This window comes from Achromobacter sp. FW305-C-30-7 (assembly GCF_058783105.1).
On record NZ_JBYSYI010000001.1, the window covers coordinates 774179 to 799113 of the forward strand.

Annotated in this window: 24 protein-coding genes; 14 read left to right on the top strand and 10 right to left on the bottom strand. The window is 66.0% G+C overall.

All coding sequences use genetic code 11. The features are described 5' to 3' along the window. Positions 1-192 precede the first annotated feature (192 nt). Positions 193-1233 carry a T6SS phospholipase effector Tle1-like catalytic domain-containing protein gene (locus AC3WOB_RS03660; RefSeq protein ID WP_013396319.1) on the bottom strand — a complete coding sequence of 347 codons (1041 nt, stop codon included), beginning with the start codon at positions 1231-1233 and terminating at the stop codon, positions 193-195. A gap of 338 nt (positions 1234-1571) precedes the next feature. On the opposite strand from AC3WOB_RS03660, the gene AC3WOB_RS03665 reads away from it, so the two are divergent. Continuing rightward, entirely contained in the window at positions 1572-2327 is a 756-nt protein-coding gene (locus tag AC3WOB_RS03665; RefSeq protein WP_492274223.1) for a 5'-methylthioadenosine/adenosylhomocysteine nucleosidase, read from the top strand. A gap of 12 nt (positions 2328-2339) precedes the next feature. Here the strand turns inward: AC3WOB_RS03665 and AC3WOB_RS03670 are convergent, their stop codons facing one another. After that, positions 2340-2504, bottom strand: coding sequence for a hypothetical protein (locus AC3WOB_RS03670; RefSeq protein ID WP_207469650.1), 165 nt, complete (start codon positions 2502-2504; stop codon positions 2340-2342). 65 nt (positions 2505-2569) lie between these two features. Next, entirely contained in the window at positions 2570-3988 is a 1419-nt protein-coding gene (locus tag AC3WOB_RS03675; protein ID WP_492274224.1) for a tetratricopeptide repeat protein, read from the bottom strand. A 168-nt stretch (positions 3989-4156) separates the two neighbouring features. Here AC3WOB_RS03675 and AC3WOB_RS03680 point away from each other — a divergent pair, with 168 nt between their 5' ends. Next, positions 4157-4600, top strand: a complete 444-nt coding sequence (locus tag AC3WOB_RS03680; protein WP_492274225.1) for a hypothetical protein — start codon at positions 4157-4159, stop codon at positions 4598-4600. On the opposite strand, the gene AC3WOB_RS03685 is transcribed toward AC3WOB_RS03680, so the two are convergent. Together AC3WOB_RS03685 and AC3WOB_RS03690 are read right to left on the bottom strand one after the other, a co-directional pair. Then, entirely contained in the window at positions 4597-4866 is a 270-nt protein-coding gene (locus AC3WOB_RS03685; protein WP_013396314.1) for a PAAR domain-containing protein, read from the bottom strand. The two genes, AC3WOB_RS03680 and AC3WOB_RS03685, sit on opposite strands and share 4 nt — an antisense overlap. A 36-nt stretch (positions 4867-4902) precedes the next feature. After that, positions 4903-5154, bottom strand: coding sequence for a hypothetical protein (locus tag AC3WOB_RS03690; RefSeq protein ID WP_013396313.1), 252 nt, complete (start codon positions 5152-5154; stop codon positions 4903-4905). 173 nt (positions 5155-5327) lie between these two features. On the opposite strand from AC3WOB_RS03690, the gene tssA reads away from it, so the two are divergent. Continuing rightward, on the top strand, positions 5328-6434 hold the full coding sequence (gene tssA, locus AC3WOB_RS03695) for a type VI secretion system protein TssA (protein ID WP_492274226.1): 1107 nt from the start codon (positions 5328-5330) through the stop codon (positions 6432-6434). Between the two features lie 55 nt (positions 6435-6489). Here the strand turns inward: tssA and AC3WOB_RS03700 are convergent, their stop codons facing one another. The 5 genes from AC3WOB_RS03700 to AC3WOB_RS03720 form a co-directional block, all read right to left on the bottom strand. After that, complete coding sequence (locus tag AC3WOB_RS03700; RefSeq protein WP_492274227.1) at positions 6490-7284, bottom strand: OmpA family protein; 795 nt, start codon at positions 7282-7284, stop codon at positions 6490-6492. A gap of 2 nt (positions 7285-7286) precedes the next feature. After that, positions 7287-8270, bottom strand: a complete 984-nt coding sequence (gene tagF, locus AC3WOB_RS03705; protein ID WP_492274228.1) for a type VI secretion system-associated protein TagF — start codon at positions 8268-8270, stop codon at positions 7287-7289. After that, positions 8267-11971: a type VI secretion system membrane subunit TssM gene (tssM, locus tag AC3WOB_RS03710; protein WP_041656560.1), complete on the bottom strand. Its 3705-nt coding sequence runs from the start codon at positions 11969-11971 to the stop codon at positions 8267-8269. Before tssM ends, tagF begins: the two co-directional genes overlap by 4 nt. A gap of 119 nt (positions 11972-12090) precedes the next feature. Continuing rightward, entirely contained in the window at positions 12091-13479 is a 1389-nt protein-coding gene (locus AC3WOB_RS03715) for a hypothetical protein (RefSeq protein ID WP_492274229.1), read from the bottom strand. A gap of 28 nt (positions 13480-13507) precedes the next feature. Then, positions 13508-14359: a M15 family metallopeptidase gene (locus AC3WOB_RS03720; RefSeq protein ID WP_492274230.1), complete on the bottom strand. Its 852-nt coding sequence runs from the start codon at positions 14357-14359 to the stop codon at positions 13508-13510. Between the two features lie 238 nt (positions 14360-14597). On the opposite strand from AC3WOB_RS03720, the gene AC3WOB_RS03725 reads away from it, so the two are divergent. From AC3WOB_RS03725 to AC3WOB_RS03775, 11 genes are all read left to right on the top strand, one after another. Continuing rightward, positions 14598-15440, top strand: coding sequence for a hypothetical protein (locus AC3WOB_RS03725; protein ID WP_492274231.1), 843 nt, complete (start codon positions 14598-14600; stop codon positions 15438-15440). Positions 15441-15466: 26 nt separating this feature from the next. Beyond that, on the top strand, positions 15467-18772 hold the full coding sequence (locus tag AC3WOB_RS03730) for a type VI secretion system Vgr family protein (RefSeq protein ID WP_492274232.1): 3306 nt from the start codon (positions 15467-15469) through the stop codon (positions 18770-18772). Positions 18773-18809: 37 nt separating this feature from the next. Continuing rightward, positions 18810-21194 carry a phospholipase D-like domain-containing protein gene (locus AC3WOB_RS03735; RefSeq protein WP_013396304.1) on the top strand — a complete coding sequence of 795 codons (2385 nt, stop codon included), beginning with the start codon at positions 18810-18812 and terminating at the stop codon, positions 21192-21194. Between the two features lie 61 nt (positions 21195-21255). Then, the gene (locus tag AC3WOB_RS03740; RefSeq protein ID WP_492274233.1) at positions 21256-21609 is read left to right on the top strand and encodes a hypothetical protein; all 354 of its coding nucleotides are present in this window, start codon (positions 21256-21258) and stop codon (positions 21607-21609) included. Continuing rightward, positions 21602-21958, top strand: a complete 357-nt coding sequence (locus AC3WOB_RS03745; RefSeq protein WP_492274234.1) for a hypothetical protein — start codon at positions 21602-21604, stop codon at positions 21956-21958. The genes AC3WOB_RS03740 and AC3WOB_RS03745 overlap by 8 nt, the downstream gene beginning before the upstream one ends. Positions 21959-22355: 397 nt before the next feature. Next, entirely contained in the window at positions 22356-22706 is a 351-nt protein-coding gene (locus tag AC3WOB_RS03750) for a hypothetical protein (RefSeq protein WP_492274235.1), read from the top strand. Between the two features lie 157 nt (positions 22707-22863). Next, positions 22864-23217: a hypothetical protein gene (locus AC3WOB_RS03755; protein ID WP_492274236.1), complete on the top strand. Its 354-nt coding sequence runs from the start codon at positions 22864-22866 to the stop codon at positions 23215-23217. A gap of 280 nt (positions 23218-23497) precedes the next feature. Beyond that, positions 23498-23815, top strand: coding sequence for a hypothetical protein (locus AC3WOB_RS03760; RefSeq protein WP_492274237.1), 318 nt, complete (start codon positions 23498-23500; stop codon positions 23813-23815). Beyond that, positions 23808-24176 carry a hypothetical protein gene (locus tag AC3WOB_RS03765; protein ID WP_492274238.1) on the top strand — a complete coding sequence of 123 codons (369 nt, stop codon included), beginning with the start codon at positions 23808-23810 and terminating at the stop codon, positions 24174-24176. The genes AC3WOB_RS03760 and AC3WOB_RS03765 overlap by 8 nt, the downstream gene beginning before the upstream one ends. A 9-nt stretch (positions 24177-24185) precedes the next feature. Next, positions 24186-24548, top strand: coding sequence for a hypothetical protein (locus AC3WOB_RS03770; protein ID WP_492274239.1), 363 nt, complete (start codon positions 24186-24188; stop codon positions 24546-24548). A 20-nt stretch (positions 24549-24568) separates the two neighbouring features. Next, positions 24569-24919 carry a hypothetical protein gene (locus tag AC3WOB_RS03775; protein ID WP_492274240.1) on the top strand — a complete coding sequence of 117 codons (351 nt, stop codon included), beginning with the start codon at positions 24569-24571 and terminating at the stop codon, positions 24917-24919. Positions 24920-24935 lie beyond the last annotated feature (16 nt).

Here is a 24935-nt window from a genome sequence, read left to right on the forward strand (position 1 = left end):
AACATCGGCTCGGAACAATGACTGGTGGCCGGAGGTTACTTGAAATGGGCCATGGGCAGCATGGTTTTCCCGCCACAGTCCGACGGGCCGAAGTTTGTATCGTATTAAGTCGCAAAGTCTCATTTTTGAGCGCATTACATCACTCTGTTGCGAGTGCTTTCATCGTCTGCGCCGCCTTGGGCGGCGGGCGGGTCACGGTGGCGCGACCGGCAGTTTTTCGAGTGCGTCCTTGAAGTCCGGATACTCCTTCAGGAAGTCCAGGCTGAGCCCGAACCGCTTCAGCAGCCGTTCGTCCACGGTCAGGTTGAGCACGGTCGCGCCATCCCACAACCTGGGGCGCTTTTTCACATGGATCAGCACTTTGTCGGTGAACTCGCGATAGGAGTCGTGCGGCTGGCATTGTTCATAGTCGGTGGCGATGCGTTGCGCCAGCCCGGCTTCCAGGCCGGCCTGGCGGGCCTTCTCTTGCAGCCATGAGGCCGGCAGCGTTTGCAGGCTGCCGTCCCGGTAGCCGCCGCCGACGTCGGAATGGGCGCCGATGAACCAGCGTTGTTCGACCGGCCTCTCGGGCGGCCGGGGCTCGGAATTGGCCAGGCGCGTCCACAGGGTTGGTGAGTACGGTTCGCGGAACTCGTTGGTGGCGATGGCGTGATAGGCGTGATGGACGTGGTTGCTCAGTTCGGTGTCATGGAAGTTGTAGAACTTCGAAAAACCGGGGAAGGGGATGCCGCCCACCGGTATGCCCAGGCTGCCGACCGTGTCCCAGACGCCGACGAAATGCACGTCCGTCTCGCGCGAGAAGTTCACGCGGAACGACGAGGCCTCCAGCGACGTGGGGATGCAGTCGTCGCGATAAAGCGCATAGGCTTCGGCCACGTTGTTGTCGGAAGGATCGTTCAGCAGGCCGCATTTGCGCACCATGCCGGCCAGGCTGCGGGCGGAATAGGCGCCGCGGCTGAATCCGAAGAGGAAGATGCGGTCGCGCGCTTCATGGCGCTGGCAAAGCCAGCGGTAGCCCGCGCGGATGTTGGCCGACAGCCCCGCGCCAAAGGCGCCGCCGGCGAACTTGTCGATGGCGGCCCACAGGCCTTGGCCTTGCGTGCCCACGCCTTCGATATAGAACGTTTCCTGCGTGGAGGTCTCGGGCGCCGCTTTGTAGAGTTCGTAGACGTTGGTGCGGTCGTTGGGTTCGTTCCAGGTCCCATCGAAGAATACGGCTAGATTCTTCACCATGATCGTTCTCCACAGATTGAGTCCTGCGATGAATCTGCTTGCTGCATGGCCCGCGTCCTGCGCGACGTAAGCTAGCACGCGGCGCGGAGCGATCCAGGCGGGTGGTTTCCCTGCTGATCGGATGTACACCGTACTTTTGACTAGCTAATCGGTAGCCATCCAAGACGGCTGCTGGCGTTGCCGGCTGGCGCACGCACAGCAGGACGTCCGCACTACATCAAAAGTCGCCATCCGTGCCTTGCACGCCCGCGCCGGGGCGTCCGTTGGCGGTGGCTTCATGCTTGGGGTATGTTGCGCACTGGGCGGCCGCGGGCCGCGCATGATCAGAGAAGAGGTACATGGGACGTTTAGCCATACTTGGCGCCCTGCACGAAGAAATCGCCGATCTGCTCGCGGCGATGGATCCGGGCGCCACGATTCACCATGTCGCCATGCGCGACTTCCACGTCGGCACCTTGTGGGGCACGCCTTGCGTGATTGCGTTGAGCCGGATCGGCAAGGTGGCCGCGGCCGCGACTGCGTCGATCGTGATTCAGGAGTTCCATGCCACGCGGGTGATCTTCACGGGACTGGCGGGTGGCCTGCACCAGGACGTGGCGGTGGGCGATGTGGTCGTGGCCAGCGCGCTGATGCAGCACGACATGGATGCGCGTCCTCTGTTCGGACAGCACGAGATTCCCTTGCTGGGCCGCGTACGCTTCGACGCGGACGCGGCCCTGAGCGCGCGGCTGCTGGAAAGCGCAGGACAGTTCGCGCGCGGCCAAGCGGGTTTGCCTGCGGGACAGGCCGCGCAGCCGCCGCGGGTGCACCATGGACTCATCGCCACCGGCGACGTTTTCGTCAACAGCAATGACTATGCGCACCAACTGCGCCAGCGCCTGCCCGATGCGCTCTGCCTGGAAATGGAGGGCGGGGCGATGGCGCAGGTCTGCTACGAATTCGGCGTGCCCTTCGCGGTGTTGCGCGTGATCTCGGATCAGGCCGACCACGCCGCGAAGGCGGATTTCACCGATTTCCTGGTGAATCTGGCGCGGGTCTATACCGCTGGCATCCTGGCGCCCCTGCTGAAGTCGGGGGCGTTGCGCGAAGCCTGAAGCGGGCGGTTTTCAGCGGCCGGTGTCGGGATAGTTGGGGCCGGCGTCGTGGAATCCGCCTTCGCTGTAGGGATTGACGGCGCCCGGATAGGGCGGGCCGCCATTGCCCGGCGCGCAGCCGGCCAGGACCAGGGCCGTGGCCGTGAGGGTAAGCAGGCGGATCAGGGCGGATTTCATGATGGTCTCCTGCGCGAGCCCGCTATTGCGAGCGTGCGGTGCGCGGCTTGTCTACCGGGCTTATTTTACGCTTCGGCGGCAGCGCTGCGCTGCTCGCCGTGCCGGGTCTTGCGCTTGGTCTGCGGCGCAGAGCAGCGCTGCTGGTAGACCGCTACCGCGCTGGAATTCGCCGCCTGGAAGTAGGGGTGCGGCTGGCCGGCCTCGCGCAGCGCGTCGTGCATGCGCTGGCCCCAGACGCATTGCGCCTGGGCCTGGTCCCAGAGCCGCGCGGCCAGTTCGGGCTGGCCGTGGCGCCACAGCGCCAGGCCGTAGTCGGCCACGATTTCCTCATTGCGCGGAATCTCGCGGTAGGACCGCTTCATGAGCGCCAGCCCGCCATCGACGTCACCCCGCAGGGTCAGGATCCAGCCCAGGGTTCCCTGGTTGTACGGCCCGGGTCCGAGGGTCTCGATCGATTTGCGCGCCTGGGTTTCGGCTTCGGCCAGATGCTCGGGAAAATCCGCCAGGTAGTAGGCGATGCTGTTGGCCCAGTCGGGCTCATCCGCCTGGGGCTTCTGCGCTTGCCGGCGCTGCAGTTCCAGGGCGTCCTCCAATGCCAACTGGGGCAGGCCCAGCAAACGCTCAAGTTTGTAGCGTTCTTGAAGCTCGTCGTGATCCACAGGCGTGGACGAGACAGACAAGGACTCGGCGCGGGCGCGGTCCAGCCACTGCCGCGCCAGATCGGCCCGGCCGGCCATCAGCAGTAGATTGGCCATGTCCAGCTGTTGCCGCGGCTGCGCGCCGCATTCCGTGGCGTCCACCAATTGCAGCGCGCCCGTGGCATCGTTCTGGCTGAACCTGCGGTTGATGGCGTCCAATGCGTCAAAGCACTGCCGGTTCTCCGCCACGCTGGCGTCGACCGATATCGACAAGGTGGCGGCTGGACGGTCGTGGCTGAAGTACGCCGTATTGCCCTGGGCGGTGCTGTAGCCCAGGTCCGCCCACTGTTCACCCCATCGCACTTGCATGGTGGTGAGGTAGGGCCAGCCTCCAAGCGGGTCTTTTTCCCCGCTGGTTTGCAGCTGGAAGACGGTGCCCCAGGCGCCGTCGCCGATGCGCCGGATCAGCGTGTAGTCCTTCGCAGGATGTGCATCGCGGGTCCAGATCCAGGCGCTGCGGCCCAGCGCGTCGGTGACGCCATGCACGATGCCGTCCTGGCTGGGTGTGCCCTCGATGGACTGGCCTTTTTCGGTCAGGAACAGACGGTAGGGCGTATTGGGGGCGATCGCGTTGCCGCGGCTGTTGTCCAGCCTCAGGATCAGATAGCGCCCATGGCCGCCCTTGCCGTACTGGGGCATGCCCTCGGGCGGTGCAGAGGGCGTGCTGTGGGTCGCGGATTTCCTGGGGGACGCGCTGCCAGCGGCTTGTGCGGGAAAGACGGTCTGCGCCAACGCGAGCGCGCCTGACAACAGCAAGGGGTACAGCCTGGAGGGCGGAAGCGTCATGGGTGCTGCTGGTGGTCTGATCGATGGGGTCTGTGAGACAGGCGGCCATTCTCTCAGAGAACGGCGGATGCCGCGCAAGCGAGTTGGTTGGCCGGATGTGGCGGGCGCACTCCTGTGGCATGCTTGCGTCCGCGCCCGCCGCTACACGCGGCGCATTCCTGCCCCATCATGCCGAAACTGCTACTGCGTGTCTGTGATTTCCTGCTGCTGTCCGCCGCCGCGGCGCTCTTTGGCGCTTGCCTGACGTCGGTGCTGAAGACCGACGCCTACGGTTGGATGATTCCGGAAGCGCCCTTTCTGTACGGGCCGTTCGAGTTCTACGTCGATTCCGCCTTGGCGGGCTTGGCCGGCGTGCTGGCGCTGGCGCTGGCCGAGCGCATGGCGCGGGTGCGCGCCTCGGCCGCATGGCGGGGCGCGGCGACGCTGGCCGCCGCGCTGGTCGCGCTATATCTGGCGCCGCCGGCGCCGCAGGTGTTCGGCAATACCTGGGCGCCGGGCGAGGCCACCATGGAATTGTTCGTGGCGCAGCTGCACATGGTGTTGCCCATCGCGTTCACGGTGCTGGCGCTGCGTCTGGGACTGCGGCGCGCGTTCGCGCGGCCTGCGGCTTAACCCTGCTCCAGACGGTAGAACTGCTGGCTGGCGATCAGCGTCGCGCCGCAGGAGGTCTTCATGCCTTCCAGCGCGGTGCGCCGGTCGGAACTGACGGCGGCCGCGCCCTCGACGATGGTGTGGCTGCCGCCGCATTTGGGGCAGGTGACGCGGTCGCCCAGCCGGGCCATGGGCTGGCCGAAGATCATGACTGTTTCGTCGCCCGTGACGACCACGCCGCCATGCGAGGTGCGATCGCCCTTGCGTATTACCGATAGCTGCGCCATGGCTGCCTGTTGCCCTGTTGGTTTGGTTATGTGTGCTTACAGATAGGTGCCGTCCGGAGCCTGCCGCGGCGTGCCGATGACGAACGTGCCGTCGGGCGCCATGCGGACCGGACCGTCGCCGCCCAGGTAGCGGCCGTCGGGCGCACGCTGCGGTTTGCCGGCGACGTAAGTGCCGTCCGGCGCGCGGGTGATGGGGCCGCCGTCGCCGACGTAGCTGCCGTCCGGGCAGCGGCGCGGCTTGCCGTTGATGAAGCGGCCGTCGGGCATCATGTGGAATGACTTGTTCATCGCGGTTCCTTGTCCTGGGGAACCCGCATGATATCCACGGTCCGTGATGCGTTTTGTAATAGGACGTGTCATCTTCAAACGCAACGCCGTTACAGATATGGGAGGATCGGTCCTCTTCGCGTAGCCCGCCCCAGGGGCCGGCGGCCGCGATCCTGCCATCCGACAAGACCAATATGAGCGATATCGACACACTGCTGCAGCCCATTGCGGGCGATGCGCCTTGCGGCGCCGACCTGGTGTTTTCCGCCGAGTTCGACGCCATACGCGAAGCCCGCCGCCACGATGATCCGAATCTGGACCAGGGCGACTGGGTCATAGCCATCAAAGAGGCCGACTGGCCGGAAGTCATCCGCATCTGCACCACGGTGCTGCGCGAACAGAGCAAGGACGTGCGCGTGGCCGCCTGGCTGGCCGAAGCCTGGGCCAAGACGCGCGGCTTTGCCGGCCTGCGCGACGGCTATCTGCTGGTGGACGGCCTGTGCCGCCACTACTGGGACGGCCTGCATCCCGTGCCGGACGAGGGCGACGTGCAGCAGCGCGTGGGCAATCTGGCCTGGCTGCTGGCGCGCTCGCAACAGCTGATCCGCGAACTGCCGCTGACGCAGTCCGAAGGCGGACGCTATGGCGCGGCCTTGTGGGACAGCGCCTCGCAACTGGCCAACGCGGTCAAGCGCGCGCCGCAGAATGCGGTCGAGATCACCCGGGGCAAGCTCACGCTGGATCAGTTCGATGCCGCGCGCCGCGACACGCCGCCGGTCTTTTACTCCGAACTGGAAGGCAATCTGCAAAGCTGCTTCGCGGCGGTGGACACGCTGGAGCAGACCCTGGCGGAGCGCCTGGGCGACGAGGGCCCGGCCTTCTCGCCGGTGCGCGACGCGCTGCGCGACGTGACCGAACTGACCCGCCGCTTCGCCCGCGACGCTGGGCTGCTGGTGCGCGCGGATACCGCGGCGCCGGCCGCTGCCCCCGCCGCGCCCGCAACCGCCCGGATGGAGCCGACCTTGTCCACAGCCGATCCCGTACCCGCCGCGCCCGCGTCCGCGCCTGCGCGCGGCCCGCTGCAAACGCGCGACCAGGCGCTGGCGCAGCTGCGCGAAGTGGCGGAGTTCTTCCGCCGCACCGAACCTCACAGCCCCGTGGCCTATCTGGCCGACAAGGCCGCCAGCTGGGGCGAGATGTCACTGCACCTGTGGCTGCGCACGGTCCTCAAGAACGGCGACGCGCTGTCCGGACTGGAAGAGCTGCTGGGCGTGCCCAAGCCGCCGGACCACAACGGCTGAGCGTAGTCATTGCTTGCATGAGCCGGCCCCTGCGGGCCGGCCTGGCGCCAGGCTGCTAGCGGCTGGCGCGGAACTCGATGCGGCGGTTCTTGGCGCGGCCTTCCGCGGTGGCATTGGTGGCGAGCGGCTGGTCAGGTCCGGCTCCCAGCGTCTCGAAGCGCGCGGGCGGCAGCCCCTTGTCCACCAGATAGGTCTTGACCGCATCGGCGCGCGCCTGGCTCAACGCCAGGTTGGTGCTGCGGCTGCCGGAGCTGTCGGTATGGCCGATGATCTGCACCTTGTCGCTGTGCAGCTTGGGCACCACGTCCGCCACCTTGTCCAGCAGTTCGCGGCCGCGCGTGGTGAGCGTGGCGCTGCCGGTCTCGAATTCCACCACGCGGTTGGTCAGGACCTGGTCCAGCAGCCCCTGTTCGTCCTTGCTGGCCGACACGCGCAAGCCGTTGACGATCTTGTAGGTGGGGTTGAGCGAGGTCGCGAAGGCGCTGGCGATCTGCTGGCGCGAGGCTTCGTTCTGCACCTCGCCGCGCAGGCGGATCTGGGTGCCGTCGATTTCCAGCTGGCCGCGGTTGATCTGCTTGAGCGGCTGGCCGATGAGCTTGCCGACATGCTCGGACCAGTTGGGCGGCGCGACCACGCCGCCCACGTCGATCTGGTCGATGACGTTGCCCACGCCGTACACCTGCTGCAGCCGCGCCAGCACGTCGGCCTTGGTGGCTTCGTCCGGCACGGCGCCGCTGGCCACGACCTGGCCGGGCTGGGGAATGACGTTGGCGGGCACCACCGTGGCCGCGTCCTGGGCCGCGGCCGTGCAGGCATACAGCGCCGCCATGAGCAAAAATGAGAGGCGCATGGTCAGGCTCCGGTAAATACTTCGAGAAAGGTGTCCAGCGCCAGGCGCAAGGACAGGCGCGGCTGGTCCAGGTAGCTGGACAGCTTGGCCAGGCCATGGCTGGCCGACACGTGGTTGCGGACCCAGGGCGCGTCCTCCAGCACGATGTGCTGTTCGGCATAGGCCTGCGGCGTGGACAGCAGGCTGGCCAGCGTCTGCGGCGAGGCGCCGCGGAAATCCACGGCCAGCCGGTGCTTGCCGGCGATGCGGCCGATGAAGATGGTGATCTCGAAGTCGGCGCGCGACAGGAAGGGCGAGATCAGCGTCATCCAGTAGGCGGCCACCAGATTGATATAGAGCGGATCGTCCGGCAGCGGCAGCGACAAGCCCTTGTCCAGCTGCGAGGAGCCGCTGGACATCACCGGCCCCAGCAGGATGCCCAGCGCCAGGATGATGTCATGCACGCGCGCGGCGTGGCCGTTGCCGCGCAGCATCGCTTCCAGCCGTTCCACGGTCTGCAGGTCGACGAAAGCGTCGAAGCCGTCGTCGGCCGCCGTGCGGATCTCGCCTTCCAATTCGTTGAGCGTCTGTAGCGCGGAGGCGGGATCGCCGTCCTGCATCAGCAGTGCGGCGGTGCCGCTCATGCGGTTCCACATGCGGCTAAAGGCGATGGGGCTGCGGGCGATAAAGGCCAGCGGCTTCTGCACTTCCACCGAGGTGGCGGACAGGAAGGGATAGCGGCGGCCCGACAGGTCCTGGCTGGGTTGCAGGTGGCCCGCGATGGCCAGCTTGCCGCGCGATCCCAGAATGGCGAACGGCATGGGCTCGGCCTCGTCGTACAGCGCCTTCCAGTGCGGTTCCTGCGCCAGCATCTCCATGGTGCTGGCGACCCAGGCGTCCAGCGTGGCCATCAGCTGCGGATGCGAGGTGTTCTTCACGAAATCGCCGCGGCTGGGAATCTTGCCGAAGTAGGCCGTGCGGAACAAGGGGGACTGCGGGTTGCTCATTGCGGCGCTCCGGGTTGCGTCTGGGCGGAGGATTCGGGAGAGGCGCCGACCACGGACGAGGGCAGGCGCAGGTTGCGCAGGCCCTGGCTGCCGCCGGGCTCGCTGCCGCCGGCGCCGGGCGCCTGGGCGTTGCTGATGATGCGCAGCTTCACCGGCACCGTCACGTTGGATTTACCCCAGCTCATGTTGAAGCTGCCGTCGGCGTTGGCGGTGCGCTGGGCGGTGGCGATCAGACGCTCCAGGCCGAAGCGGCCGGGCTCGTTGACGATCTCGACCACGCTGCCATCGAAGGTGGTGGCGGTGATGCGCGCGCCGGGGGCGCCCTGGGCGTTGGGCCACACGAAATTGACCCATTGCGGCGGGGTGTTGCGGTAGCGCAGCTGCTGTCCGTCGATCTCGATGGTGTATTCGGTCACGCCGGCGGCGGGCTTGGGCTGGATCTGGAACAGCGTCTGCGGCTGGCTGGCTGCGCCGCTGCCGGCCGCGCCGCCGGAGAGCGGGGCCACCCACTGCGCGAAGTTGGCGGTGAAGGTGGGCTGCAGGCTCACGCCCATGTCGCCCCAGGTGCGCGCCGTGAGGATGTCGCCGCGGCGCACGGTCAGCGGGCCCAGCGTGTCGTTGACGTACTTGGCGATGCTGCCCTGCGGACCGAACACCTGGCCGATTTCATCGCTGCTGGCCTCGACGCTGGCGCGGCTGGCGAAGGGATACTTCTCGGCCAGCGTCTGGTTGAACGGGCGATAGATCTGGGCGTTCCAGACCTTGTTCAGCTCGGATTCCGCCGGCTGCATGGTCACGGCATAAGCCTGGATCAGCGGACGCACCAGCAGCGGACGCAGCGTTTCGCGCTGCGTTGCCGACATGCCGGCCAGCATCTGCTCGTCCACCAGCTTCAGCGCGTCGGCCAGTTCCGAGTCCTTGCCTTCCAGCGTCTGGCGCATCAGCGTCAGCGCGCCGGGGCCGGGGTCGCCCTGGTTGTTCAGCAAGTTGAAGCGGGTGCGGATCTTCGACAGCGCGCCCATGTAGTTGCCCAGCAGCGACTGGTTGTCGCGCGTGACCACCAGGCGCGCCACGTCGGAGAACTCGCGTCCCACCGGACCCATCGGAATCGCCTCGCCATTGGCGGCGGTGGCGGGCGCGGCGGACGGCGGCGTCTGGCGCAGGATGACGCGCTTGAACCAGCCCACGACGCCGCTCTGCGCCTGCTGCAGCCCGGCGTTGATCAGCGAGGGGTTGTCCCAGGAGGTCTGTTCATAGGTGGTGTTGATGAGTTTGGCGATGGGCGAGGTCTGAGGATCGCCCAGGCGGTTCATCGCGCCCACTGATTGCTCGAAGCTGGTGAAGGGCTTGATCGTCACGCCGCGCAGGAATTTCTGCCACTCCTCGGCGTACTCGGTCTTGTACATCGTCGCCAGGCTTTTCTGGATCTGCTCGGGGCTGCCTTCCAGCGTCAGGTCGTCGCGGGCGTTCACGCCCAGCACCCAGTCGCTGGTCTGCACTTCCTTCTTGGCGGCTTCGCCGATGGCGGGCTGGATGTACTGCTCCCAGGCTTCGCGGGTGAACGTGCCGGGGATGGCATAGCTGCCGGCGACCACGCCCGCGTCGTTCTCGCCGACGATGCGCGCCACCGTCATGGCCTGGAAGCGGGTGGCGGCGCGTGCCTTAAGGGTGGCATAGGCGCGTTCGCGCGCCGGCATGCCCTGCATCACGGCGCGCAGGCTGCCGCGGGTCTTCTCGACCAATGCCAGATTGGTGTCGATCTGCGGCCAGCCTTCGTCCTGCGCCCGGCCGACATAGAACGAAATCAGGCGCTCGGCGCTGCGGATCAGCTGGTCGCGCGGCATGGCGCCGCGGTTGGTCTCCAGCCAGCCGCGCCAGAAGCGCGTGATCTGGTCGGACAGGTGCGTGGGGTCCACATGCTGATGATTCGCCATCATCAGGTAGGTCTTGAGCGCGTTGTAGGCGTCGTCGGCGTTGGTGGGCGAGGCGTCCTGGAACAGGGTGTCGCCGCCCGCCGCGTGGGCGGCGCGGGCCTGCTGCGGCGCAGGCTGGGGCGCGCCGCCGCTGGCCGCGGTGGCGGACGTGTCGACCTTGGCCAGGAAGTCCTCCAGGCTGGTCTTCACCGGCGCCAGCATGAACTGGCGCGCGCCGTTGTAGTACTCGGCCAGCAGGCGCTCCTTCAGCACGTCGCCCTGATACAGGCCCAGCCCCAGCGACCAAGGCCGGCTGGAGGAATAGCGGTCCAGCTGCTCGATGCGATCCTGCAGGATCTCCATCGCTTCCAGCCGGCTTTGCAGGTCGGTGCGCTCGCTTTGCAGGCGCACCACCTTGTCGAGATCGGCCTGCACGTTCTGCGCCAGTTGCCGGTTGCCCAGGTAGGACCAGCTCCAACCGCCCAGCACCAGCCCCAGCGCCAGCACCAGGCCGAAGAAGGCCAGGTAGCGCATGCGCGTCTTGGCGGGACTGGCGTGCTGGCGCACCAGCTTCTTGTCGGCGAAGATCACGCTGGAGAACAGGTCGCGCAGGAAGAAGCCGTTGTTGGAGGTCACGCTGCGCGTCTGTGCGCGCTGCGCGGGACGCAGCTCGAAGCGTTCGGCCAGCCGCTCGGTGGAAGTGCTTTGCGTGACACCTTCCTGCAGCGCGCTGGTGAAGTAGAAGCCGCGGAACACCGGCTTGTATTGGAATGGATTGGTCTCGAACAGCGTCGACAGGAAGGTCCGCAGCGCCGGCTTGATGCCGGCGAATTCCAGCGGAAACGTCAGCAGGCCCGGCGGCAGGTCGCGGCTGTTGCGCAGCGAGATCTGCGCCGTGCCCATTTCCTTCAGGCCCTCGTACAGCTCGTCGAAACGGCTGTCGAACAGCGCCAGCACGTCGCGGTTTTCCTCGGCGCCATAGGGCAGGGTCGCGCCCCACACGCGGTCGCGCTCGCTTTGGTCGCTGTCGGAGAAGAACTCGCTGAAGCCCGAGATCAGGTCGGCCTTGGTGAAGATGATGTAGACCGGCGCGAACACTTCCAGGCGGTCGGTCAGTTCCTGCACGCGCTGGCGCAGGTTCTTGGCCAGGTTGATCGCGAACTCGGGTCCCGCGCCCGTCAGCTCGTCGATGCTGGCGGCCACGATGATGCCGTTGATGGGGGCCTTGGGACGGTGCCGCTTGAGCAGGTCGAGGAAGCCCATCCATTCGTTGCGGTCTTCTTCGTGCACCGAGTAGCGGCCGGCGGTGTCCAGCAGAATGCCTTCGGTGGTGAAGAACCAGTCGCAGTTGCGCGTGCCGCCCACGCCGCGCACCGCCGCGCCGTTCTTGTCCGCGAAGGGAAACTGTAGGCCGGAATTGATCACGGCGCTGCTCTTGCCCGCGGCTGGGTTGCCGATGACGATGTACCAGGGCAGTTCGTACAGGGCTTCGTTGCCAGAGGTCTGGCCGATCTTCGAGGTCTTGATGGTGCGCACCGCCTGCGTCAGCCGCGTGCGCAGCGCTTCCACGTCGTTGCGGTTGGCGGCCGCGCCGGTCTGCACCTGCTGTTCCAGCATGTCGCCCAGGTTCTTGTTGGCCTTGCGGGTGCGCCGCCGGCGCCACAGATAGGCGCACAGCCACAGCAGCACGCATACGCCCAGGGCGATGCCGGCCCAGGCCAGGCCGATCTCTACCGTGTCGGCGAACAGGAACAGGAATACCACCAGGGCCAGCAGTCCCAGCGCCATGAAGGTGCGCGGATTGGCCAGCGCGCGCGAAGACCAATGGCGGCCTTCGCTGATGGCGCGGGAGGTGCCGGATAGAAGATCGGAGGGGCTGCGCATGGTTTGAGCTATGTTCTTGTGGGTCAGGCGGGGAGGGGTTCGGAGGGCGACACCAGCACCAGCGTCCGCAGCGCCGGGTCCTGGGTCATGAGGGCGAGCACGGGCGCGCCGGCCTGGGCGCAGGCGGCGCCCGCGATGGCTACGGTCAGCAGATGCGCGGCCGCGCCGGTGTGGCCGCAGCCGGAGCCGACTGCCAGGCAGTCCTGGTTCGGATCCAGCGCCGGAAACAGCGCGGAGGCCAGGCCAGCGGTCTCCAGCGGGCGGCTGCCGCGGTGGTCGGCATCGCTGATCAGCGATGCCACGCCGTCGGCGGGCTGACCATGCTCCGCGAGGAACTGCGTGGCCAATTCGGTCAGGCGGGGTTCATGCAGCGCGCCGCGCGCGTCGGCGGCGACCGCGCGCTGTGCCTGCGCCGACAGGATCAGGGATAGCGCGAAGTCGCTAGGCGCGGGCTCGCCGCCGGGCGCCTGGGCGGCCAAGTCCAGCAACAGGCCGGCCGCGGCTTCGCCGGGGACTTGGCCCTGCGGATTGGTGTTGGACATGAGCCGGCCGGCGGCGTCCCAGCGCTCAACGCGCGTGGCATCGATGTAGGAGTCGGCGACAGCGACCAGGCGCAGCGCGGCGCTGCGCGTGGTCAGCGGTTCCTGCGCTAGCTGGCGCAGCAGGCCGTCGCAGGCGAGTGCGTCTGGCGCGGCGTGCAGGCGCTGGACGATGCGGCTGGCCGGCCAGGCCGCGGCCGCGCGCGCCTGGTCCGCGGCATGGTCGCGCACGGCGTCGGGCCATTCGGCCGGCAGCAGCAATTCCAGCTGCAGCAGCGGCCAGGCTTCGTCGCGTTGCGGCTCGCCCTGATTCAGCACGATGCCGCGCGCCTCCTGCGACAGCGTCTCCACTACCTCCGCCAGCAGGGCGGTTGCGCGCAGGCGCTCTTCTTCGAGCGCGACGGCCGGGGCGCCGGCTTCGCGCGCAGCCGCGCGCAGCGCATCGGTATCGAGTTGCGGCGCGCGCGCGCTGAAGACCGGAAAGCCCTGCGTGTTCTTGAAAGAGGGATCCAGGTCCGGACGCTGCTGCGCAGCCAGCGCCGCGTGGATCGCGGCGGGCTCGCTGCCCGTCGCAGCACTGGCCGCGCTGGCCAGCACGCGCAGGCGCGCGGCCTCGGGTACGGGCTCGGCAGCCTGCGCGGCGCCGTCCTGCGCGGGTTGCGCCGGCGCGGCTCGCGCCTCGCGGCGCGCACGCATGATGCGTGCGCCGCCCCAGGCCGCGCCAATCAGCGCCAGCGGCAGCGCGAACAGATAGAGGCCGATGTCCACGCCCGTGGGCAGTGTGCGCGATTCCTGCCACCAGATGATGACGGCGAGCCAGACCACGCCGAAGATTAGGGCCAGCAGCAGCCCGGTTTTGAGTATGCGGGTCATCGATGCGATTTGACGTTTGCGGAGTTGATCATTGCGCGGCTCCGCCGTTGCGCCGCATGACGCCGGGTCGGCGTAGCTCGGTGTGGCCGAAGTCCATCATCTTCCAGCGGCCGCCCCAGGTCAGGCCGACGCGTTCGGCGGTTTCGCCGAAAAGTTCGTAGCCGCGCATGGCCCAGGGGTCCTTTTCGGATACGACCACCTTGCCGTCGCGCAGGAAGGCGCTGTCCGCGGCCAAGCCGAACTGGTGATAGCTCTGATAGGCGCCGGCATTGGTCACGTGCGAGCCCATCTTCGCGAGTTCCGCCTGGCGGTCCGGGCTGCGATAGCCTTCGATCAGCACCATCTCGTAGCCGTGCTCTTCGCGCATCACGCGGTACGCGGCCAGCAGGCGCTGGCGGTAATCGGCGTCCAGCAGGTTCCAGTCGCGGCTGGCGCCGCCCAGGTTGGGACGCACCAATTCCACTTCGCGCGTAGTGAAGACTTCAGGCGGCAGAGGGGGCGGCGGGACCAGTCTTTCGCCGGTCAACAACGCCTGTATGCGAGGGTCCGGACCAGCGGTCCGATCGTCGTAAACAAATGTGTGATTGTGTCGCATGACGAAAGCGAAAAGTGACGGAAGCAGCACGACCAGCAGGCCCGCGGCGATGTGCCAGCGGTAGGCCGAAAACGCGCCGCCAGCCTTTCCAACGCCCGTGCGCAGCGCCTGAGCCGAGCCGCCCACGGCCCCGCCGGCGTGACCCGCGCCGCGCGTCACACCCTGGCGTATCCCCTGCGCGAGCGCGCGCGCTCCCCGTGCTACGGCCTCCCGCAGAGAGGGGAAGACGAACAACGCGGAGACGCCGATGGCGAGTAGAAAGTAGAGAGGCAGCAGGAGCAGCAAGGAGGTCCCTCAGTTACGAAGGCGTAATCTTTTGTTCTATTTGAGATTCAGGCAAGCGCTTGGACGTTGCAAAACGCGTCCGTGACTTAGAACTCGTAACAAGAAACGGTGATGCGGAAGAAGTCATCAGGTATTCTCGAACCCCTTGGTTACAGGGGTGCAGACCATCCCTGCAGACACGGGACTTCGCATGGCAGAAGACGAAAAAAGATCGCGATCACCGACCTCTGTTCCCAGCTTGCTCGCAGGACGCTCACCGTCACCGGATGAACGCGCGGCCTCGCGCATCCTCGCCGCGCTCGAGGGCCGCGCGCCGGATGCGGAGGTCAAGCACCTGGCGCCCAAGCGCCGTTCCCGCTTGCCGCTGGCCTTGCTGCTGTTGTTGCTGACAGGCGCCGCGGGCGCGGTGTTGTACAGCGTGTTCGATACGCCGCCGCTGCCTGTGCTCGCTGAATCCACCCCGCCGGCCGCGCAATCGGTGCCGCCCGCCGCCGTTGCGCCCACGCCGACTGCCCGAGTGGCCGCCGCCGATCCCGGCATGCAGCCTTCATCCGCGGCCGTCATCGAAGACCATCCCCTGGCGCAGTTGGGACGTCCCACTGCCGATGAGGAGCGCATGCCCGAGAATCCCCTGTCGGCGCTGGCCGTCACCGCCGCGCCGCCGCCTCGCGCCGCGGTGCAGGCGCAGGCCGCCGCACCCAAGGCGGCTGGGCCAACGGTGCAACGCGCGGAGCATGCCGCCAATGGCGGCGCGCGCACGAACACGCCGCAAACTTCGCCCAAGGCGCCGTCCCAGGCCGCGCCGCAGCGCGCCAAGACGCCGCGCAACGATTCCGACGCCGCGCTGCTGGCGGCACTGATGTCCTACGGCCTGCCGCCCGCATCGCCGCCCGGCACCAAGGTTTACAAGAACGACGGCGTCTTCGTCCGCGAACTGCCGGGCTCGCCCCTGGCGGCGCGCCTGGAGCAATGCCGCAAGCTGGGTTTCCTGGAAAGCGAGCAATGCCGCTTGCGCGTGTGTTCGGGCTATTGGGGCACTGCGCCCGAATGTCCCAATCCGCAAGCCCAGGTCGAACCCTGAGTCTTCAGAGAAGGTTTTTTCCTGCAATGGATCCGACTGCAACGCCCGGCCTGTTCAGTTCCGACGCCCGCCTCTACAGCCTGGAAGGCGAGGGCGCGCTCGCCTCGCTGCAGGTCGAGGGCTGGATCGCGCGCGAGGCCCTGTCGGGCATCGCCCAGACGCGCGTAGTCGCGCTGGCCGACAACGCCGGCCTGGACTTGCGCGACATGATCGGACGCCCCGTGACCTTGTGGACCACGCGCGCCGACGGCAGCCGGACGGGCCGTAGCGGCCTGATCCGCGAAGCCGAACTGCTGTCGGGCGACGCGGGCCTGGCGCGTTACCGCCTGACGGTCGCGCCCTGGCTGTGGCTGGCCACGCAGCAGCGCAACAGCCGCATGTTCGAAGCGCGCCCGATACTGGACATCATCGGCCACGTGCTGGGCGCGTACGAAGGCTATGTGCATCGCGTGGCGCCGGACGCGTCCGAAGCGCTCGCAGGGCTGGCGCCGCGCCCCTACACCACGCAGTACCGCGAAACCGATTACGCCTTCATCAGCCGCCTGCTGGCCGAAGCGGGACTGGGCTGGACGGTGGTCGAGGATCCCGAAGTCCCCGCGCGGCATGTGGCGCTGATCTTCGCCGACAGCCGTGGCTTGGCCGAGGACGCCGAGTCCGCGGGCGGCGGCGTGCGCTTTCATCGCGCCGCCGCGACCGAATCGCGCGACACCGTGCAGGCCCTGGCGCGCCAGTGGCGGCGCGGCCCGGACCGCGTCACTGTCCTGGGCTGGCACGGCGGCGGCAAGCGCGCGGTGGCGGCCGAGGCCTTGGCGCGTCCCGCCGATGGCGGCGAGGACGCCGGCCTGGAATGGTACGAGGTAGCCGGCCACGGCAGCTTTGCCGATGAGGCCGAAGCGCGGCGCCAGGCGAATTTGGCGATGGAAGCCGTGCAGGCCGCAGCAGAGACCTTTGTCGGCCTGGGCGGCGTGCGCACCTTCCGTTCCGGCACGCGCTTCACCTTGCAGAACATGTCTCCGCTGGGTCCCGCCGCTGAAGAGGGCTTCGAACCCGCCTTCGCGCTGGACCGGGTCGAGCACGTCGGCATCAACAACCTGCCGCCCGAGACCCGCGCCTCGCTGGCACAGCGTCTGGGCGGGTTGGACGCGCATCTGGCGCTGGATGCCGAGGCGCCCGACGCGCCAGGCGCAGCGCGCGCGGGCGCCGATCCGGCGCGGCCCGACGCTGAAGTGCTGGCGAAAGCACGCGAGGTCGGCTACGCCAACCGCTTCCAGGCGGTGCGTTGCGACCGTCCCTGGCGGCCGGCCCTGCCGCAGGCGCGCGGCGCACGCCTGAGCGGCGCGCCTTCGGTCCATGGTGTGCACACAGCCATCGTCACGGACGCGGACGGCGCGGCGCAGCCGCGGGAGCAGGACGAGATCCTGCGCAACAAGCGCGGCGACGTGCGCATCCGTTTCCATTGGCAGGCCGACGGCGCGGAGGAGCTGGCCAAGAGCCGCTGGGCCCGCGTGGCGCAGCGCCAATCGGGCGCAGGCATGGGCATGAGCTTCGTGCCCCGCATCGGCCAGGAGGTGCTGGTGCGCTTCCTGGACGACGACGTGGATCAGCCCGTCGTCGTGGGCGCGCTGTACAACGGCCGCGGCGAGGGCGGCACGCCCGCCACGCCGGGCGGCCGCGACGGCGGCCAGGCCGACACCCAGGTCTACGCCGCCGCGCGCGATACCGCGCCCAGCGCCCAGGCGAACCTGGCGGGAGGCAACGCGCCCGCCTGGCATGGCGCGGCCGGCGGCGACGAAAACCACCGCAACGCCGCCGCGCTCAGCGGCTTCAAGAGCAAGGAGTTCGGCGGCTCGGGCTACAACCAGATCGTGTTCGACGACAGCGACGGACAACTGCGTTTGCAGATCAAGAGCAGCCAGGAAGCCAGTGAACTGAACCTGGGCCACCTGATCCATCAGGCTGGCAACTACCGTGGCGGCCTGCGCGGCCTGGGCGCCGAGTTGCGCACGGACGCTTACGGCGCCGTGCGCGGCGGCGCGGGCGTGCTGCTCAGCACCTACGCCGGGACCGGCGCCACCGCCGGCCCCGCAGGCGAAGCCGCGGGCTTGCAGGCGCTGGCCAGCCAGGCCGACCAGATGGCGCGTTCGCTGGACGGCGTGGTCGGCGCGCACCAGGGCCTGCGGCTGGCGAGTGCGCTCGGCTCCAGGGGGCCCGAAGCCAGTGTGCTGGATGATGGCAAGGCGCCGCTCGCGGCCATGCATCGTGCCGTGTCCGGCACCGTTGCGGGCGACAGCCTGGATGGCGCGCGCGGCGACGCCTCGGCCAAGCACACGCAGGCGGCCGACGGCAAGGTGCCGCACCTCACCGATCCGGTCGTGCTGATGGCCGCGCGCGCCGGCCTGGCGCAGGTCGCCGGCGAACACATGCAATACGCCGCCGGCGAGACCGTGCACTGGTCTGCCGGCAAGGACCAGAACCTGGCCGTGATGGGCGCGCTGCGCGTGCATACCGGGCAGGGCCTGGGCATCGTCGCCGGCCTGCAGCAGGGCGGCGCGGATTCCGGCCTGGACCTGATCTCCGCCACCGGCGACGTGCATGTCCAGGCCCAGCACGACATCCTGCGCGTGCAGGCGCAGAAGGACATCACCATCGGCAGCGCGCAGACCTCTGTCGAATACGCCGCGCCCAAGCGCATCCGCATCGCCACCGCGGCCGGCGCCAGCATCGTGCTGGAAGGCGGCAACATCACGGTGACCGCGCCGGGGCGGATCGATGTGAAGACGGGGAACAAGCAGTTTGCGGGCCCGGACCAGATGTCCTATGCCCTGCCCGTGTTCGTGCAGAGCGCGCCCGCACCGATGAAGCTGGCGCTGCGCCTGCAGGACATGCCGGGGGCGCACGGCATCGCGCCGGAAGGCGAGACTTGGCGCATCGTGAAGGTGCCTGCGGAACTGAACGTGGTTCAGCAGGGTGGGCGCATCAATCCCCAGGTGTTCGATTCCTCGGAGTGGTCCGAGGTCTTGGGCGAAGGGAAGACGCCCGCCAGCGGCGAACTCGACCTGTCGGAAGCGCAGCAGTACGCGGTCCACAGCGAAGTGATGGCGAATCCTGGCCGTGTGTGGCTGATCAGCGGCCTGACCGCGCAAGCCATGACGCCGGCGCGCTGGACGACAAGCTCGGAGCAGGCGACGTCGGAGCGGATCCTCGATGCCCTGAATTTTGCGCGCAAGGGTTCGGAACTGGACACGGCGCACGCCGACTGGCTGTCCGAGCATGCCTTGGCCGACGGGTCGGCGCAGGGCATGGAGACGCTCAAACCCAAGACGAAGGCATAAGGCAGCCGCCCGCCGGCTTGCGTTCAAGAAAAAGGCCATGGATAAACTCGACATAGACCAGTACACCGCGCAGATCGTCCCGGACACGATGACGACGGTATCGGGCCAGTACTTCGACCTGAACCAGCCCTTCGCCATGCCGCGCTACGGCAACCGCTGCGAGTCCTACATCACCGGCCGGGACTACATGGCGGCCGTGGCGGCCGCGATCCGCGGGGCGCAAAGCTTCATCATGATCGCTGACTGGCAGATGGACTACGACGTGGAACTGGAGCGGCGCGGCGAGGAGGGCCACCCGGGGCGTTTGTCTTCGTTGCTGGCGGCCGCGATCGAGCGCGGCGTGCACGTTCGTATCCTGCTTTACGATTCGATCAGTATGGCTCTAGATACGCACGATGACACGACACAGGACATGTTGCATGGCTTGCCCAAGGGCAAGGGTTCTATCCGTGTCATGCTGCAATATGCCAATACGGGGCGGGTTCCTGCAACAAACACTTTTTTTTCCCATCACCAGAAGTTCGTCCTGGTGGACGGAAAAAAAGCATTTCTGGGCGGAATCGATCTGGCCTACGGCCGCTGGGAAACGCCGTCCTTCGATGTCGTCATCGACCCGAAGATCCACGTGCTGAACGACGCGTACAACGCGCAGCTTGTGGCAGCCAGGAAGCCGACCCAGTCAGAACTGGACCTCACCCGGGCCTCAGGGGGACTGCCGGGATTTGAGCCTCCGTTGGGCGGAACTCTGCTCGATCCCTTGCGGCAGCCGCGGGAGCCATGGGAAGACGTGGCCATGAAAGTCGAGGGACCAGCGGCCTTCGACGTTTTTCTGAACTTCGTGTTGCGTTGGAACAGCTTCGCGCGCGCGGGTACCAATGTGTTCGATCCCAGCATGGATGCGAGTTGGTTCGACCGGGCGAAAGGGTCTCAGCATTTGCTTGATCCGCAGACGCGCGGCAGCGGCAATGCCACGGTGCAGATATGCCGTTCGGCCTCGTCGCAACAGTTGCAGGATGAACTGAAACTCTGGGGCGACAATTACAAGTACGTCAACGACGACTGGAAGACTCCCAACCCGAAGCGCCGCAAGATAGTTCAGGCCGCCCGGGCGAAGTGGGCGGCCAACCATCAGACCAGCATCCGGGATGCGATGGTCAACAGCATCCGGTCGGCGCAGGCCTACATCTACATCGAGAATCAGTTCTTCATTTCCGATTGCGGGGTGGATCAGCTCGGCAAGAAAACTTCGCCGGGGACGAATCCCATCATTCCGGAACTGGCCAATGCGATAGGGGCAGCCATCTATGCGGACCGGCCCTTCCATGTGTGGCTGGTACTGCCCGAACATCCGGAAGGCCTGTTGGAAGAGCCGGCGACCCTCTCCCAGACGTGGTGGGCGCTACAGGGCGTCAAGCGCGCGCGCAACAGCCTGGTGCATCGAATCAACGCCACGCTGTACGCCAAGCACAGCAAGACCAGGAAGGTGGCTCAGCCAGCCCAGACGAACGCGGACATAGCTGTTGCGCTTGCCAATTGGGGCATGGCGGACGAATGGCGCAAGTACCTGACGGTGTTGAATCTGCGAAATTACGGTTCGACACGTCTGGGTGTTGTTACGGAGATGGTCTACGTACACAGCAAGCTGACCATCGTCGACGATGCGGTCGCCATCATCGGCAGCGCGAATATCAACGATCGCAGCCTGAACGGGAACGGCGATACCGAACTGGCCGCCGTGGTAGTGGACGACGACGGGGCTGCGATGACCGACGTTGGCGCTGGCGTGAGAGTCGTGACGCGGAAATTCGCCCGAGACCTGCGCATGAAGCTCTGGCGCAAGCACTTTGGCATGATGGTCGAGAGCGGCTCGACGGGCGTCCAGAAAGCCGCCGGGGTACCGCAAGGAATCAGCCTGGAGAGACCTTTGGATCCCTCCAGCATCCAGGCTTTGCAGAAGCTCGCGCACGATAACCGCGAGGCATACAGCGCTGTTTTCCGGCATACGCCTCGCAACAGTTTCCGCAAGCTCCTGGATGGACGGAAAGCCTTCCCTCCGATCTATACACAGGTCAAGAAGTACGAGGTGAACGGCGTTCCAATCGGCAATGTCGGGCCGGACGGCAAGCTGCGTGATGGCTATATTCTGGTCGACGGTCCGCCCTCTGGGAAATACGATTTCACCAAGTTGCCTGATTTGCAGCCGACGTACATGGCGAATTCAGAGCATAAGATCGAACAGGCAATTGCCTATTTGCGTTCCAAAGTTAAGGGGTTTTTCGTTGAAATGCCCTTGGCGTGGGGAGCTGGCGAAGGCGATACGCCGAAGCCGCCGGGACGCGTCCTGGATAGCGTCATTGCGGAGCAGACGAATAAGCCTAAGGAAGATATTCTTGAAAACAAGAGAGAAGAACAGGCCGCATGATGAGGTTCTTGTTCGCAGTGCGGCAATGGATGCCGCCAGTTGACGCCCTAGGAGACAAGTCGTGCGTGAATTCTTGATCTGGGCTGCCGATATGGCGTTTCAGACCGCGTACGCCCTGGTGTACGTGCTCCCGCTAGTCTGCGTCGTGGGGATTGCGGTTCATGTCTGGCCGCGTCGCTTCGGCGCGTTGGGATCGTCGGCCTCGCGTACGGGCCTCGCGATAGTCATGGCGGCCGTATGGCTGTTGGCAATCGTGGGAACTTTTCTGCTCTTCTATGTTTCGCGGAGCTACTCCCGGGAGCATGGTTTCGTCCTGATCGCTTTTCTTGCCTATATGGCGCCGTCGCTGGTCTTGTCTCTGATCGGATTGATCGTCCGATACAAGACTCGCGCGAGAGGCGAAGAGGATGATTGACGTTCCGCTTACGTTGCTAAAGGCGGGAGAGACCTTCGCCACGGAAACGATATCGTTGCTGCCCGTGGTATGGGTCATCGGCTTGCTATTGTGTATCGAGTCCGACTTGCCATTGTTGCGTTCGACGACCTGGCGTCTTTTGCGGAATGTGATCGTGGCGCTGATGGCGCTGTTTCTGGTGTACGTAGTTGTCTACGCAATATACGGTTCGGCGGTGGCTGTTTATTTCGACGATCACGGGTTTACGAACCTTACTCTACGCACCTTGTCCACGATGTGGGTGTCGATCGCGCTGGCATTGGCAGGAGTTGTGCTGTGGATTCATCGTCGATCCAGGCAGAACTCATGACGATTCTTCGAAAATAGAACAGAAGAGCGGGCGGCTGGATGGAGGTCTGGTTTGCGGGAAATCTTGATAGCGCTCGCTGAATTCGGAGTTCTGATCGTCCGATCCTCCTGTTACGTATTGCCGCTTGCATGCGTGTTGGCGGTGATCATCCATCTTTGGCCACAGCGCTTTGGCAAACTGGGAACGCTGGCTTCCAGGCGTTGTATTTCGGGAGGAATGGCAGCGATTTGGGTGTACGCGCTGTCATTGCTTTTCCTGCTTTATTGGGTTGCTATCCGATATGACAATGGATACGGCTATGCGATGCTCGGGCTGATGACTTACATGAGTCCATCGCTCATCATGTCTCTCATTGCGTTATTGGTTCATTGGCGAGTGGCGCGGAGGGATCGCGAACATGTATGAGTTCCCCGTCAATATTCTTCTTCTTGGCAAGTCTCTGGCCGTAAGCCTCTTTCAGCTTCTTCCAGTTGTTTGGGGTGTAGGAATTCTTTTATGCGTCGAGTCCGCTCTTCCTGGGCTGTCGCCGAAAGTTTGGCGTAGGGTACGGGATATCGTGGCCGTCATGATGGCCGTTTTTCTGTTGGTGTGCGGCGTCTATGTCATCTTCGGATACAGCGTTGCCGCCATTTTCGATAAGCCCGGATATTTTCGTATGACCGGGGATGCCTTGTGGGCATTGTCGCTATCCATCGGGATGGCGGTGCTCGGAATGGTGATGCGTGCGCGTGTCCGACCCGTCGTATAGATTGCGTTTTTTTGAGGGCGTTGCCGAAATAGGGCTGCGCATCACGGAACCTCTGAAGGATGTGCTGTTGCTGGTCTTCGGAATAGTCGTTCAGGTGTGGCCGGACGCCTCTGCCAGAGCGCCAGCTCAGTTTCACTAGATATATTGGGAGACGGCATTGGACCACTTGATCCTCTGGTCCGCCGAAATGGCGTTTCGGACGGCGCAGGCTCTGATGTACGCGCTGCCACTTGTCTGCCTTTTCGGCGTCGCTGTCCAGGCCTGGCCTGGCAGATTTGGGGTTTTGGGATCTTCAGCGTCACGCAGGGCATTTTCCTTTGTCATGATTGCGGTCTGGCCCTTCGCCATCGCGGGCGCATTGTTGCTCAATCATGTCACCGAGAACTATTCGCGGTCTTATGGTTTTCTCTTGCTCTCCTTCCTGGTTTATTTGGGGCCGTCGATGATCTTGTCGCTCATCGGGGGGATTGTCCGATACAGGGTGCGCCGGGCGGAAAGGGGCAATGGTTGACAACGTGGCGCCAGCGCTTCGGGGAATGGGTCGGGCGTCGGATCTCTGATGGCGCCGGCAGGGCCTGAATGGCCAGCCGATTCGAACCATCCATGTCGTCGTTCGACTTGTGGCCGGCGGTGCGGTTACTTTTCTGCTCCGCTTGCCCTACTATCTGGGGCCATCGCTGATCCTGCCTCGGATCGGCCCGACACTGCGCCACAGATTGCGCTGAGAGTATCGGTTCTAGCCCAGGGAGAAGAATTTGCGCGCGGTCCTTGCTGCGATTGCCGAGTCTGGCATGTTGATGGCCCAGTCGACGGCCTACCTGGTGCCGGCGGCGGGCGTCCTGGCGCTGATCATCTGCCGGTGGCCCCAGCATTTTGGCCGGCTGGGGACGCGGTCCTTCAGACGCGGGATATCGGCTGGAATGCTGGCCGTCTGGGTTTTTGCGCTGGCCCTGTTGGGCATGTTCTATTGGCTGGCGACCAACCATGACAGCGGCTACGAGTTCCCGCTGCTTGGGCTGATGCCGTACATGAGCCCGTCTCTACTTACCGCCTTGATCGTCCTGCTGGTCCATCGGAGAATGGCGAAGCGGGAGCGCGGCCATGAATGAGGTATATCCCGCCAATGTCCTGCAGTCCGGCGAGTTGCTGGCCTGGGGGATTTTCCAGATAGTTCCGCTCTGGTGGGGCGCTGGAATCCTGCTGTGCCTGGAGTCCAATCTTCCGGGGCTTTCGCCCAGAGCGTGGCGCGCCGTGCGCGATGCCACGATTGCGCTGATGGCGGTGTTTCTGCTGGCTTGCATTGCGTACGCCATCTTCGGCTATGGCGTCGCCGCCCAGTTCGATAAGCCGGAGTATTTCGACAAGGCGCTGGAAGCCTTGCGCTTGCTGTCCCTGTCGATGGGAATGGCGGTGTTCGGGCTGGCATTGCGCGCGCGTATCGGGCGCCGCGCCCTTCGCCACAGCGGCTAAAATCCCGTCATGCTTCCGCCCCAAGTCCTCGTTGCCCTTTTTGTCCTGCTGCTGGCCGTCGTCATTCCGCTGTTCGCCGTGACCATCCAGCTGAGCCGTTACATCCATTGGTCCTTCTGGGCCGACAAAGCCACGCGCGGCGAACGGCCGCATTTCACGGGACCGGTGCTGGCGCTGGTCTTCAGTACCCTGGCTGCCAGCGACTTCGTGGGCTACGAACCCTTTCTGACGATCTCGGCGATGAACCCGGTGCCGATCGAGGCCAGGGCTTACTTCACCGTTGCGATGCTGGCGCTGGCCGTCTGGTGCTGGGCTTATGGGCGGTCGATCCGGGACCGCGTGCTGCGCATGATCGGGGTCCGCGCTTCTTAGCCGCCGGCCAGGTTCGACGCATGATCTCGATCTACGATCTTCTTGCGTTTGGGGCCCTGGCATTGGCCATCTGCGTGCCGTTCGCCGCGACGGCGATACAACTTATCCGCCTGCTCTGGTTCGTCACGGGCGAGAAGGAGACGCGCGGCACGCGTCCGCGCTTTACGGGACTGGTGCTGGCGATGTTTTTCAGTTCGCTTGCGGCTACCGAGCTCCTGTCGGTGGAGCCTTTCCTGACCTTGTCCCACCTCAATCCCGTGCCGCAGCAGCACCGGGTGGAATTCATGATCGCGATGCTGGCGCTGGCCCTTGCGGGCTGGATATGGGGCGGTGCGATCTGGAACCGCCCGCGCCGCCAGTCTGGCGGCTGAGGCAGCTGCCGCAAAC

Bases quoted from the DNA above. Each gene is read 5' to 3' on its own strand.
- AC3WOB_RS03660 (WP_013396319.1), bottom strand. From the start codon at position 1,233: ATGGTGAAGAATCTAGCCGTATTCTTCGATGGGACCTGGAACGAACCC.
- AC3WOB_RS03665 (WP_492274223.1), top strand. From the start codon at position 1,572: ATGGGACGTTTAGCCATACTTGGCGCCCTGCACGAAGAAATCGCCGAT.
- AC3WOB_RS03670 (WP_207469650.1), bottom strand. From the start codon at position 2,504: ATGAAATCCGCCCTGATCCGCCTGCTTACCCTCACGGCCACGGCCCTG.
- AC3WOB_RS03675 (WP_492274224.1), bottom strand. From the start codon at position 3,988: ATGACGCTTCCGCCCTCCAGGCTGTACCCCTTGCTGTTGTCAGGCGCG.
- AC3WOB_RS03680 (WP_492274225.1), top strand. From the start codon at position 4,157: ATGCCGAAACTGCTACTGCGTGTCTGTGATTTCCTGCTGCTGTCCGCC.
- AC3WOB_RS03685 (WP_013396314.1), bottom strand. From the start codon at position 4,866: ATGGCGCAGCTATCGGTAATACGCAAGGGCGATCGCACCTCGCATGGC.
- AC3WOB_RS03690 (WP_013396313.1), bottom strand. From the start codon at position 5,154: ATGAACAAGTCATTCCACATGATGCCCGACGGCCGCTTCATCAACGGC.
- tssA (WP_492274226.1), top strand. From the start codon at position 5,328: ATGAGCGATATCGACACACTGCTGCAGCCCATTGCGGGCGATGCGCCT.
- AC3WOB_RS03700 (WP_492274227.1), bottom strand. From the start codon at position 7,284: ATGCGCCTCTCATTTTTGCTCATGGCGGCGCTGTATGCCTGCACGGCC.
- tagF (WP_492274228.1), bottom strand. From the start codon at position 8,270: ATGAGCAACCCGCAGTCCCCCTTGTTCCGCACGGCCTACTTCGGCAAG.
- tssM (WP_041656560.1), bottom strand. From the start codon at position 11,971: ATGGCGCTGGGACTGCTGGCCCTGGTGGTATTCCTGTTCCTGTTCGCC.
- AC3WOB_RS03715 (WP_492274229.1), bottom strand. From the start codon at position 13,479: ATGACCCGCATACTCAAAACCGGGCTGCTGCTGGCCCTAATCTTCGGC.
- AC3WOB_RS03730 (WP_492274232.1), top strand. From the start codon at position 15,467: ATGGATCCGACTGCAACGCCCGGCCTGTTCAGTTCCGACGCCCGCCTC.
- AC3WOB_RS03735 (WP_013396304.1), top strand. From the start codon at position 18,810: ATGGATAAACTCGACATAGACCAGTACACCGCGCAGATCGTCCCGGAC.
- AC3WOB_RS03745 (WP_492274234.1), top strand. From the start codon at position 21,602: ATGATTGACGTTCCGCTTACGTTGCTAAAGGCGGGAGAGACCTTCGCC.
- AC3WOB_RS03750 (WP_492274235.1), top strand. From the start codon at position 22,356: ATGTATGAGTTCCCCGTCAATATTCTTCTTCTTGGCAAGTCTCTGGCC.
- AC3WOB_RS03760 (WP_492274237.1), top strand. From the start codon at position 23,498: ATGTTGATGGCCCAGTCGACGGCCTACCTGGTGCCGGCGGCGGGCGTC.
- AC3WOB_RS03765 (WP_492274238.1), top strand. From the start codon at position 23,808: ATGAATGAGGTATATCCCGCCAATGTCCTGCAGTCCGGCGAGTTGCTG.
- AC3WOB_RS03770 (WP_492274239.1), top strand. From the start codon at position 24,186: ATGCTTCCGCCCCAAGTCCTCGTTGCCCTTTTTGTCCTGCTGCTGGCC.
- AC3WOB_RS03775 (WP_492274240.1), top strand. From the start codon at position 24,569: ATGATCTCGATCTACGATCTTCTTGCGTTTGGGGCCCTGGCATTGGCC.